The following is a 12,555-nucleotide window of genomic DNA, read 5'->3' on the forward strand; positions in this document are numbered from 1 at the left end:
AAGCTATGACAACGTTGTTACACCCGAATTTCCACGTTAAGGCGGGAGATTTAGAGTTTACGTTTCTGAACAGCGGCGATATCCGCGAAATCAGGCATAACGACACGATGATCAATCAATGGATCGCGAATCCGATCGACGGATCGCTCAACAATATTTACCTTCGCTTGCATCGCGACACGGGAATCAAGGTCGTTCCTTTGCTGGGCGTTCACTCCGGGAGCGAAGTGCGTTATACCGATACGCAAGTGATTTGGGAAGGAACGGCCGAATCGCTGTCTTATCGGGTTACGTTCACCTTGACGCCGCAAAGCATTTGGTTCTGGGACGTTCAAATCGAGGGCAGCGGTGCGGAAGTGGATATTTTATACGGACAAGACCTCGGGCTTGCCCATAAAGGAGCCGTTCGTTCCAATGAAGCGTATTTGTCGCAATATATCGATCATGCCGTATTTGAGGACGAAACCAAAGGGTACGTCGTATGCTCCCGCCAAAATCAGCCTCAGCAAGGCATATTCCCTTATATGCAGCAAGGCGCTCTAACGAAAGCGATCGGGTATTCGACGGACGGATTCCAGTTTTTCGGCCTGTCGTACAAAGAGTCGAATGAACCGGCCGCGTTCGGCAAAGAGCGTTTGGACAACGAGGTATACCAATACGAATTTGCTTATACGGCGCTGCAATCCGAGCGCGTTACGCTGGACGGGAAAGCGCAATTCGTGTTCTACGGCTTGTTCCGTCCCGACCATCCGCAAGCGATTGCCTCTTTGGAATTCGCGGCGGATGTGGCGGAAGCGTGGAACCAAGCGAATGGCGTGAGCGAGCAGGCTTTCACTCCGGTTGAACCGGTACATCTTAACGCGAAGATCGGAGCCCCGCTGCAAACGGAGGCCATGACGATCGACGAGATCGACCGTTTGTTTCCGGACCGCCGTCAGGAGGAACGCCAGGACGGGGAATTGCTCGCTTTCTTTACCGGGACGCATGAGCATGTCGTGCTGAAGGCGAAGGAAATGCTCGTCGAGCGCCCGCACGGCCATATTATCATGACAGGGAACAATGCGCGGCTGAACGACCAAGTGTTGACTTCGACATCCTATATGTACGGCATCTTCAATTCGCAGTTGGTTGTCGGGAATACGTCAAATAATAAAATGATCACCAACGCCCGGAACGCTCTCAATGTAATGAAAACGTCGGGACAGCGCATCTATGTTGAAAGGGACGGCCAATATCGTCTGTTGACGATGCCTTCCATGTTCGAAATGGGCTTCAACTACTCGCGATGGTATTATAAAACGGCCGACGATACGCTCGTCATTACGAATTTCACGACAGTGGATACGCCGGAAATTCATTTGCAAGTACGCTCCGAGAGCGGCAAATCGTATCGTTGGCTCGTCACGAAACAGGTGATTATGAATAACAACGAATACGATGCGCCGTTTCATATGGAGCAGGCAGGGCCCATCCTGACATTTACGGCCGATGCGGCGTCGGACAGCGCGAAGACGCTCCCTAGTCTCTGCTATCGCATGCAGGTAGAAGGTTCCAACGTGTCGGTGAAGGACGAGAGCGCCTTGGCGGCCGGAGTCCGTTCCGGGGATGCTTCCCTTGTTGTGCTTGAACTCAGCGAGAGCAGCGCATGGACGATGACCGTGCAAGGATCGATCCATGGCGAGGCAAGACCGTTCGTTCCCGTCGACGCCGACGCGGAGGCCGCCCGCTACCGGGCATTTTACGAGAAGGTGATGAACGGCTTCCGGCTTTCCCGCCGGAACGGGACTGGGGAGGAATTCGGCAAAATCAACGCGCTCGCCTGGTGGTATACGCATAACATGCTCGTGCATTATTCCGTGCCGCACGGATTGGAGCAATACGGCGGGGCGGCATGGGGAACGCGCGACGTATGCCAAGGACCGACGGAATATTTTCTGGCGACGCAAAAATACGACGCAGTGCGCGAAATTTTGCTTGCGGTATACAGCCATCAATATGCGGATGAAGGCAATTGGCCGCAGTGGTTTATGTTCGACCGGTATTATCGGATTCAGCAGGAAGAAAGTCACGGCGATATTATCGTCTGGCCGTTAAAAGTGTTGGGCGATTATTTAATCGCAACGCGGGATTACAGTATTTTGACGGAACGGGTTCCTTATACGGACCGCCATAGCTTCGAGTTTACGGAAGAACGGGCGGCGATCTCCGATCATGTCGCCAAAGAAATCGACTATATGAAGCGAAACTTCCTGCACGATACGTTCCTGTCCTCGTATGGCGACGGCGATTGGGACGACACGCTCCAGCCCGCGAACCCGCAGCTGAAGCAGTATTTGATCAGCAGTTGGACCGTCGCGCTGACGTACCAAGTATTCCGGCAATTATCGGATGCGCTCGCGCAAGCGGATCAAGCGTTAACGGCTCAGTTGCGGGAACTCGCCTCCGGCATTCAAGCCGATTTCCAGCGGTACATGCTGCAAACCGACGTCATCCCGGGCTTCGTCTATATGGAAGAGCCGGGGCAAGCGAAATTGATGCTTCACCCGACCGACGCCGAGACAGGTATACAGTACCGCTTGCTTCCGATGACGCGCAGCATCATTAGCGAATTGCTGGACGAGAAGCAAGCCGCGGCTCACTACGATCTGATCAAGCGGGAACTGTATTGTCCGGACGGCGTCCGGTTAATGAACCGTCCGGCCCAGTATGCCGGTGGCGTGAGCACGCATTTCAAGCGGGCGGAACAAGCGGCGAACTTCGGCCGCGAAGTCGGCTTGCAATACGTGCATGCGCATATCCGTTTCGTCGAAGCGATGGCGAAGCTGGGGAAAGCCGAAGAGGCTTGGAAAGGGCTGGAGACGATCAACCCGATCGGATTGCGGGATGCGGTGCCGAACGCCGAACTCAGACAGAGCAACGCTTACTTCAGCAGCTCGGACGGCAAATTCAACAACCGTTACGAAGCGCAGGAACGGTTCGGCGAACTGCGCCAAGGCAAGGTGGCCGTCAAAGGCGGATGGCGCATCTATTCCAGCGGTCCGGGAATTTATATGAACCAGTTGATCTCGAACTGCCTGGGCATCCGCCACGAAGGCGATGATCTGATCGTTGACCCGGTATTGCCGCAGGACTGCGACGGTTTGCAATTCGATTTCAAGCTGAACGACGTTCCGGTACGATTCGTATACCGCGTCAGCGGCCAGCCGGTTCGCAGCGTGACGATAAACGGGCAGCAAATGGAATCGATTCGAACAGCCAATCGTTATCGTCAGGGCGGTCTACGCATTCGCGGCCAGGAATTGGCCCGCACGCTGAGCGCCGATGCGAACGAGATCGTCATCGAGATGTAGGCCTTCGCCGGGGCGTCGCCCCGGGGGGGGGGGGGGGGGCTTGCGGGATTACGGGTTTGGCGGACGGCGGTGGGTGTACAAAAGGCGAAGAAAGCCCGCTTTTGGCGCCTCCCTTCCGTTGCCCATTGGATAATATCCAATCATATTGGCAATTTTTATGTAAAATTTGCAGACCCATTGGAAAACTTCCAATGAACTCAACCTTATTTATCATTTTCGGCCGCGTTTGCGAAGATTTCATTGGATAAATTCCAATGAAAGGCCGTTTTACGAAGTCAGAAAGAAATATTCTACTGGATAAAATCCAATAGACGGATGTAGAATACAAGGAAACTTTCACATGTTAGCGCGGTGAAAATGGATGGAATTCGTCGGCGATCTTTCGAGATCGCCGTCAAATTTGCTATAGTAAAGAAAATGGTGGAAATGAACGATTGGAGCGGGTGTTGTGGTCAGTATTAAAGATATCGCTAAAAAGGCCGGGGTGTCGATCTCAACCGTATCTTACGCGTTGAACGGGAACCCGAAAGTAACGGAAGAAACGAAAGCCAAAATTTTGGCGATTGCAAAAGAACTGAACTATGTGCCGAATGCGGCTGCCAGAACGTTGAAAAAGCAAGAAACGAAAATCATCGGCGCGTTCTTGACCGATTTCAGCGGCGCTTTTTACGGCGATTTATTGCAAGGCATGAAGGAAGTGTTGAACAGGAACGGCTACGATCTCATCGTATGCAGCGGCTCGCAATCCCATCGGCTTTTACCGGAGAAGATGATTGATGGCGCTATCATTTTGGACGGGTTCTTCTCCAGCGAAGAACTGCTTCAATATGCCGATCGCGGCCATAAATTAGTCGTGCTCGACCGGGAATTGAACCACCCGAATGTAAATCAAGTGCTGCTCGACAACAAAGCGGGGGCGGGCCTCGCTGTAGAATATTTAATCGAGAAAGGCCATCGAAACATTTACGTCGTATCCGGCCCGAAAGATTCTTTCGATTCGATGCAGCGCATGCAAGCGGCGAGGCAAACGATTGAGCGGAACCAACCGATTCGCTTCACTTCCATCCAAGGCGATTTCACAAAATCGACAGGCGAGGAAGCGGCCCGGCGAGTGATTGAAGAATTTACGGAACCGGCGGCCATATTCTGCTTGAACGACGAAATGGCTATCGGCGTCTACGATACGGTCGTTCATGCCGGGCTTCGGGTAGGCGAACAAATCCACATCATCGGCTTCGATAATATCGAGCTTACCCAATACACGCATCCCCGCATCGCAACGATCGACTACTCCAAGCGCAAATGGGGAGCCATCGCCTCCGAACAATTGCTGAAGCTCATCGCCGGCGAGGAAGTCGAACATGAACGCATTTATGTTACACTGGTTCCCGGCGACTCGGTGCAATCGGTATAGTTATTCACGATGATATGAGAAACCCACCGCGTAGGCATCTAACCTACGTTGCGGTGGGTTTTGCCATCCATAGCCCAATCGCCGGACATGCGTTAATCGTCTTCTTATTGCAGCAATCCACCCGACCCCCTCTTTCCAAGCCGAAAAAATCATCGATCATCAATCGCATTGACTAACCTTTGTCAAGTTTTGAAGCAAATATTAGCAACAAGCCCGCCAATTTAGCTCCCGAACCAGTATGGGCGGGGTCTTTGATGCTTTTCCTTCCTGGTTGCCGTTCATTTGCCAATGATTGATATTGTTGCAGTGGATCGTATTATTTCCCGAGCAATGATACGGTTTCTTTATCATGCAACTTTATAGTTGCTTACTCTTGACAAGCAACCCCGGGGTTGCTTATACTAGATCTATGAATTGGGACAAAGACGCTATATTCAAAGCTCTAGGCGACTCGACTCGACGGCTTATGTTAGACGAACTATCCGAACGCAACGAGCTCACGTTGTATGAACTTACGGCACGTCTTATTATGAAGCACGACCTCTCCATTTCGCGACAGGCGATTGCTAAACATCTTTCTGCATTGGAAGATGCAGGGCTCGTAAAATCAGAAAAAAGGGGAAAATACCGCGTGATTATCTTCAACAACGAACCACTTAAAAATTTGCTGAAAGGATGGGTAGAGTAATTTTAATTAAAAACTTCAGACGAAAGTACGTTTTTTCCGATTGGAGCTAGATTGTTAGCAGAGCACCAACGTCGCAACTATCAAAGGAGGCAAAAAACAGTATGAAAATCGTTGTTACCAGTATATTCGTACAAGATCAAGACAAGGCACTGGAGTTTTATTCAGAAAAGCTGGGGTTTATAAAAAAGGAGGATGTTCCCGTCGGAGAATTTAGGTGGATAACGCTTGTTTCCCCCGATGAACAAGACGGTACCGAGCTTTTGCTCGAACCGAATGACCATCCTGCCGCCAAAGAGTATCAGAAGAAGATATTTGCCGATGGCATCCCAGCAACCATGTTTGGCGTTGCAGATATTAATAAAGAGTATAAACGATTATTGGAAAAAGGCGTGAAGTTTACTATGGAGCCGACAAAAATGGGCGAACTCACAATAGCTGTCTTCGACGATACATGCGGCAACCTTATTCAGATTGTGCAGAAATAACTTCACGCCTAGACGAACGCCGAATCGGAAGTCGTTTCTTCCCGGAGCGACATCGCCAAATGTTCCACAATGTCCATGTATTTTTTCAGATTATACCGGTCCGTAAAGCGGCCCTCGATGAAATAAGACAAATCCTCCCGATTGAAAACAAACAGAACCCGATCGTTCATTTGTTTATACTGGATCTTCTCCCCGTCGCTCATGGACAAGTCTTCTGCGCCATCCAGATGATTTTCCGCATTGCTTATCGTCATATCCATGACCTTCTCGCCGTCGTAGGGACCGTATAATATTTTTCGGTCGGCAGTCTCCTTCTCTTCGTCCGGAATATCGACGTTTGGCCCTTTCTTTTCCGAATAGGTTATAACTAAAGCGGAATGGTCCCCAATCGAGTTGCCGTATCCATCGACAGGCGGGGAATTAACATGAACATATACGGGAACCAGCCCGTCAATCTCCGGGATCTCGGCATCGATGCCGTATTGCCTGATTTCTTCGTTCAAATCCTTTACATCCGTTTTGACGGGTGTGCAGCCGATCAAGCCGATAAATACAATCGCTATTATCAACCATCTCATTTTTGATCGTCCCTTTCGTTTCCTTTGTTGTTCAGGTTTATTTATTTAACGAAGGGAAGAGGAGAAAAATAACGATAAAATAAAATGATTGGCTTGAGTAACGTGAAAAAATTTGTGAGGTACACATCGTTATCCAGGACTTTCATTTAACGGGAGGTTCATCCCTGCTTTCATTCCGTATCTGTATGCTTCCTGTCGCCGAAGGCCCATGTAAACGACCAGCCGCCATTTTCATCTATATCGTAACCAATGAGTTCTTTTTCCTCCCATTCCTCCTACTTTTTCTCGTTTAATTCTACTTGCAAATCATCTTCTATTAATTGCAATGCCTCCGAAACAGTTAACTTGCCTTCAAAGACGTCATTTATATAAGTGACAGACACTTCATCCATTTTTGTAATAACCGGTTTTGGAAGTCGTCTCAATGTATTCATCATCGTGTTCGTCACATGATCCAATTTATAAAATGCCTGTATATCAGGGATGGTCGGATCGTCCGCAGGCTTTCGAGCCGGCAGGGCGTAAGGATTCGTCTTTGGGAGCAGCTTGGCATAATCTTCACCACAAACATATTTAATAAATTCCCATGCCGCATTTTTTTGAGTGGAAGTAGAGTGTATTGAAAATATTTCCTCCATATGCATTCCATTCCCGGTATCGGGTTGTTCGGCACGAACTGGAAAAGATACAACACCCCAATCCAAATCTTTATAATCATTTTTGTTCAGGGTCATCATCTTATACAAGTCCGAATCATCAATCGCCATCGCAATATTACCTTTTAGAAAAGGGTGTCTTTTTAAAACTGCGCTATCGGTTGCTTGTTGTTTGTTGTAATCCCAACAGGTCTCCGCTATCAAACAATCGATCACGCTTTGAAAAATAGTGTTCCATCCTTTTGTATTCAACATGATTTCGTTATTGTTATATAGAGACAACCCGCCGCCTTCCCCGATTTTAAGTGCCATTACGAAGGGATTGGATAAATCTCGATCATAAAATCCGAACAAGGGCGCTTCATTATCCATTGATTTGAGAAAACGTTGAGCCAAAGCAAAAACATCGTCCCATGTCATGGTATCAGCCGGTTGCGGAACACCATAAGTATGAAAAAGTTTTTTATTATAGTACAACGCTTTGCCTGTAAATGATGGCGTAAGCCCGTACAACTCTCCCAACTCATCTTTTATATAATTGATTATTGCCGGCGTGAAGCCGGAAAGATCAAAATCATCCTCTTTCATAAAAGCAGAAAGCGGACTTAGTTCATTCCTCTCCCGATATATCGTATAAAAATCCATAGATAAAGTAAGCACATCCGGTTTTTGTTCCTTGACGATTTTTTCAATCGTTTTACCGAAGTCTTCGCCTGGTTTTGCAGAGTCCAGAACGGAAACGACCTCTAATTCAATATGTGGGTGTGCCGCCAGAAATATATTGCCGTATCGATCATAAAAACCTTGCTCATCCCAAGCAAGAATTTTGATTTTCGTTGGAGTTTGTATTTTGGGAGATTGATTGTGACAACCCGTAAGCATCATCGTTGCAATACATAGTATAAGAAACACTTTTTTCATTGGCCTCTCCTTCAACTCACAAAGATAAGTAGAGAATGAAGTGCACCAAATAAAATATTCCCACGCGTACTGCATATTTTTCGGAAAATGCTTTGACGTACGGGGATATTCTAGGAGCAACTAATGTAAAAAACAAAAAAGAGATAATAAATTGTATGGTATTGCTTAGAATCAAATTGTTAAATAACTGTTCAATTTCATCTGAAAATTTGAGTAATAATGTCGTCCAAGTAAAATTGACGAATATCTCGTACTTGTTCATTAGATTCATTCCACCCTTTAATAAATCGACGGAAGGAGAATCGCAAAGTTGACGGAAAACACACATATTTAACTGATTGGAAAAAGCCCATTCCTTATCCATGTACTATGATCTCGATTTCTGTTTCCAAGGTTTCTTGCTCTAATTAGGTCCCTTATCCTTACTCTTTTGATTTGATGAGAAATGGAGGACGAAGTATAACGCTATTACTAAGAATAAAATTATAGAGATTATTAAGTTGATTGCTCTAGCCATGAAATGATATTTAGCAAAAACAGCAATGAATATCCAATAAATTTCCATGTAAATACCTTTTTCATCAGGTTCCTTTCTTGAACCTTCAAAATCGTTTTTTGCTAACCCCCCAAGATCGACACTTTTGATTTCGCGTTAATCTCTAAAATTCATTGCTATATAAAAGACGATTTTCATTACCGTATATTAAGACATTCATTTTTTTCGTTGGTTTGGAGTTGGGACTGCTGACAATAATGCCTCTCCTGTTTTCAATCGCTGTCTCTGTTGGCGTTCCATCGAAATCAACGATGATCTTCGTCGCATCGGCCACGAGTTGCGAATCGTTCAGGAAAATGGCAACAAATGAGGGATCTCGATCGCTGCCTTTATACGGAATGATCGTGAGCGGACCAGCGGCACTCGTACTGCTAGCATTGATAACATGTCTCTTTTCAATATCTTCATAGGATATAAATGAAATGGCATTACTATACTCCGCCCCGTGCAGTACAACCGCCGTATCCTTAAAAAAATGCATGTCTAACGGAGTAATATCCTTCGATCCCAAAAAATCAATCAATTGTTGCTCCGTAGGCACTGAATAATCCGCTACCTTTGAGCAACCTATGATGAAAATAACGCAAAGCGCGACGATGATTAATTTTTTCATGAAACTTCACCTCTGCAATCAGTTTGGCCCCAGTGTTTCATTGCATGAAATTTATTTTATGAATCCAATGGCATAACCTTGCTTCACCGCTTCAAGGCGCGATTTGACTTGTAATTTCTTATATATTTTTGATAAATTCGTCTCAATCGATCTAACGCTTAAGTGCAATTCCGCGGCAATTTCAGAATTCGTATATCCATTCGATAGAAATTGTAATATTTGTTTATCCCGATCCGACAAATCTTCCATCCCTATGACCGAATCTTCCGATTTTCTGGAGCGATATGCGTCCACTAGCCAAAGGGGGATGACCGTATTAAAAAATCTATTAAAAAGAATTGCAAAAATCGAGTCCCCTCAAGAAAAGACAGAGATTCTGTTTCCTAGAGACAACAAAAAACAGCTCCCTAATAATCGTAAGGGCCGCTTAGTTGAATTTTCTTGGAGTAGTTCAATCAAACTTTAATCTAATTCATTGAAAAGTGAAAGCGCAAGAACTTTACTTGCAGTTAAATCTACAGTAAAAATTATTTCTTTGCATTTAAAAGCGAAATATTGTAAACTGACCTTTTCTTTAAGATGATCATCAAATATCCAGTTACTTGGAACAATGGAAACCGAACCATCCTGCATTATATAGCTATCGAAAATAAACTGCCAAGCAGGATCGAACGACTTCATTTCTATTCGGTCTATATTCGTTTTAATCACGGAATAATATCCAATATTATTGATACTTTCTTCTAATCTTAGGCTGCTTGAATAATAGATATCTTTAACAATGGGATTAAGCGCATCATGGTTCAATATTTTTTCCATTTGTTTTTTTGACATTGGATTGATATCTTGCAAAATCACCTCGCAAGGAATTCCACTTTTTTCAACAATCTTAACATGTTGGAAATGTACAGCTATCTCCTCGATGGTTTGCAAATATACCTCGGTTGACGGAGTGGGAATATGGGAAACGACTCGTTCTTTCCCCAATAATTCTGGCGTTAGGAAAAATTGGGCCGTTACACTAATATGATCGTATCCGCCGATATTATGAAGTCTTCTAATGTTAAATTCCTCTTCAAAAAATGTGCTTTTCTCGTAGCGACTTAAATAACTCCTGTCAATTTTTCTTAACCAGTTCATTGCCTTTACCTCAATCTAAAATTTAACGCTGATTTTATTATTTCCCATTTCAACAGTTCATCTATTTATAAGAGACACAAAAATCGTAAACCGAACACAAAATTAATAGACTCATTGAAATATCCCACCATATCTTAGTACTTGTATGGTTCCGCCCCCCAGTTCCAAAATTTATTCCCGTTAGTGATGATAAAACGTTCCAACCATGTTTCGAAATTGCAGTAAAGATCCCTACTGTATTCAAATGGATCGGTACTTTCGGTAACAAATAGATAATGTGATTGATTATTTCGAACCCTATCCATATTAATTACTATGTAATCATCATAGATATAAGCTATTTTCAACCAATTATGGACTTCGTCTTTTCGATTGTATTCAAGTATCTCACTTAGACTAAAAATGTGGTTTTCTCCTCCATATAATGGATGATCAAAGAGACTACAACCATTACATAATTTAAATAAGGCTAAATAGTCAACGGGAAGCGGACCTATTTTTTCGATAAGTTCATTCCATTCTTCGTCTACCGCAGGCAATTTAAACGAACAACCATATTTATCCAATTGACCGTTTTCTAGTTGAATTTCAATGAATCCTCCGTTGTTTATTAATCTTTGTTTTAATGCTGAAATACTTTTGTAGATCAATGAATTATCTGCCATATACAGAACCTCTTCCAATTAGGGGATATAATGGTATTATACGATATTTTACCAAATTTTTATTTACGAATTGTTAAATTCCAATTATTTTGGGTGACATGTAGTTAGTGTATAAGAGGGAATAATGTTTACGAGCTTACCAAAACCTAATTATCCTTAAGCCCTTTAAGAGCATGATGTTTCAATGTCCGCATTATAAACCATCTCTTTTTAATACAGTTCAAAATCAATTGACTTTACAAGTTCATTACCACGAGTAAAAGTAATCGTATACGTTCCTCTAGGCCATTTTAAATTGTCTAGGTAAAGCGGAGCTGAAATCCTTAAATTTTCATGTTCCCTCCACTCATCTCTTTGGAGAACTTTATCTAATCCTTTAGGTGATACCTTAAGAGAGGCTTTTTTATAGGAATCAAGTGGCCCAATTTGAGGATATATTGCAACTGCAATTAGTGTTGTGTCGTTTTTAAATCTTTTGCCAGCATCGTTAAAATATCCAAACTCTTGATTTTGTTGAGTTCCGATTTGTATATCAAACTGGTTTAGATTTTTTATATAATTTAGAAGCAAAATAATACAAGTATCCTCCTATTATAAAAATAAATAACAAGAGCGTTATAATTAAAGTTTTTTTATACTTTCGTAACTTTGTTTCACCACCTTTATATAAGCAGGACATAACCTGGTTGTAAAAAGAATCAAACAATCAAAGAAATGGAAATATTCAGTTCCAGTGCTATCCTGAATTTAACTTAAAGAATCAGCCAATGTTGCTCCGTAGGCACCGAATAATCTGCTACCTTTGAACAGCCTATGATGAAAATAAAGCATAGCACGACGATGATTATTTTTTCAAAACTTTCACCTCTGCAATCAGTTTGGCTCCAGTGTTTCATTGCATGAAATTTATTTTATGAATCCAATAGCATAACCTTGCTTCACCGCTTCCAGGCGGGATTTAACATTCAATTTCCTATATATTTTCGATAAATTAGTTTCAATCGATCTAACGCTTAAGTGCAACTCCGCAGCAATTTCCGAATTCGTGTATCCATTCGATACACATTGTAATATTTGCTTATCCCGATCCGACAAATGTTCCATCCCTATGACCGGATCTTCCGATTTTCTGGAGCGATATGCGTCCACTAGCCAAAGGGGGATGACCGTATCGCCATCGAGAATACTATACAGTAATCTTCTTATTTGCTGCGGATCGGCACTTTTAACGAAAACTCCGCTAACGCCAGCTGCCAGCAAATCGTTATAGAGGTGAACATCTTCCTTGTCGACGTATGCTATGATGTGCAGATCGGAATAATTTATTTTTATATTTCGTATAATATGTAAATTCTCATGAAACGGTACGGTGTTTACGCTGAAGCATAATGCCCGAAAGCTGACGGTATTGCCTGTCCAGGGATTGACGAATATAATGTCCGTATCACAGAAAAGGAAAAGGATGCCTCCATATAGCGTGAGCCTGTTC

The 12,555-nt window shown here is 44.0% G+C and carries 12 protein-coding genes; 4 read left to right on the forward strand and 8 right to left on the reverse strand.

Annotation, left to right across the window (positions count from 1 at the left end; genetic code table 11):
* Positions 1 to 5: 5 nt before the first annotated feature.
* The 4 genes from KQI79_RS22675 (at position 6) to KQI79_RS22690 (ending at position 5,937) form a co-directional block, all read left to right on the forward strand.
* Entirely contained in the window at positions 6 to 3,350 is a 3,345-nt protein-coding gene (locus KQI79_RS22675; RefSeq protein ID WP_216540589.1) for a GH36-type glycosyl hydrolase domain-containing protein, read from the forward strand.
* Between the two features lie 448 nt (positions 3,351 to 3,798).
* Entirely contained in the window at positions 3,799 to 4,764 is a 966-nt protein-coding gene (locus tag KQI79_RS22680; protein ID WP_216540590.1) for a LacI family DNA-binding transcriptional regulator, read from the forward strand.
* Positions 4,765 to 5,173: 409 nt separating this feature from the next.
* Complete coding sequence (locus KQI79_RS22685; protein ID WP_216540591.1) at positions 5,174 to 5,452, forward strand: ArsR/SmtB family transcription factor; 279 nt, start codon at positions 5,174 to 5,176, stop codon at positions 5,450 to 5,452.
* Between the two features lie 101 nt (positions 5,453 to 5,553).
* Positions 5,554 to 5,937, forward strand: coding sequence for a VOC family protein (locus KQI79_RS22690; protein ID WP_216540592.1), 384 nt, complete (start codon positions 5,554 to 5,556; stop codon positions 5,935 to 5,937).
* A gap of 8 nt (positions 5,938 to 5,945) precedes the next feature.
* Here the strand turns inward: KQI79_RS22690 and KQI79_RS22695 are convergent, their stop codons facing one another.
* The 8 genes from KQI79_RS22695 to KQI79_RS22730 all read right to left on the reverse strand — a co-directional run.
* Complete coding sequence (locus tag KQI79_RS22695) at positions 5,946 to 6,515, reverse strand: hypothetical protein (protein WP_216540593.1); 570 nt, start codon at positions 6,513 to 6,515, stop codon at positions 5,946 to 5,948.
* Between the two features lie 275 nt (positions 6,516 to 6,790).
* Positions 6,791 to 8,092: an ABC transporter substrate-binding protein gene (locus KQI79_RS22700; RefSeq protein ID WP_216540594.1), complete on the reverse strand. Its 1,302-nt coding sequence runs from the start codon at positions 8,090 to 8,092 to the stop codon at positions 6,791 to 6,793.
* 659 nt (positions 8,093 to 8,751) lie between these two features.
* A complete protein-coding gene (locus KQI79_RS22705; RefSeq protein WP_216540595.1) occupies positions 8,752 to 9,261 on the reverse strand; it encodes a putative periplasmic lipoprotein in 510 nt (169 codons plus the stop codon).
* A 51-nt stretch (positions 9,262 to 9,312) separates the two neighbouring features.
* Positions 9,313 to 9,510, reverse strand: a complete 198-nt coding sequence (locus KQI79_RS28385) for a response regulator transcription factor (protein ID WP_367398231.1) — start codon at positions 9,508 to 9,510, stop codon at positions 9,313 to 9,315.
* A 213-nt stretch (positions 9,511 to 9,723) separates the two neighbouring features.
* Positions 9,724 to 10,401, reverse strand: a complete 678-nt coding sequence (locus KQI79_RS22715) for a hypothetical protein (RefSeq protein ID WP_216540597.1) — start codon at positions 10,399 to 10,401, stop codon at positions 9,724 to 9,726.
* 134 nt (positions 10,402 to 10,535) lie between these two features.
* On the reverse strand, positions 10,536 to 11,066 hold the full coding sequence (locus KQI79_RS22720) for an SMI1/KNR4 family protein (protein ID WP_216540598.1): 531 nt from the start codon (positions 11,064 to 11,066) through the stop codon (positions 10,536 to 10,538).
* A gap of 210 nt (positions 11,067 to 11,276) precedes the next feature.
* Positions 11,277 to 11,636, reverse strand: coding sequence for a hypothetical protein (locus KQI79_RS22725; protein WP_216540599.1), 360 nt, complete (start codon positions 11,634 to 11,636; stop codon positions 11,277 to 11,279).
* Positions 11,637 to 11,972: 336 nt separating this feature from the next.
* Positions 11,973 to 12,555 (reverse strand): response regulator transcription factor (locus tag KQI79_RS22730; RefSeq protein WP_216540600.1); only part of this gene is annotated, 583 nt, incomplete at its 5' end.

The organism is Paenibacillus sp. MSJ-34, assembly GCF_018918005.1.
GTDB lineage: Bacteria > Bacillota > Bacilli > Paenibacillales > Paenibacillaceae > MSJ-34.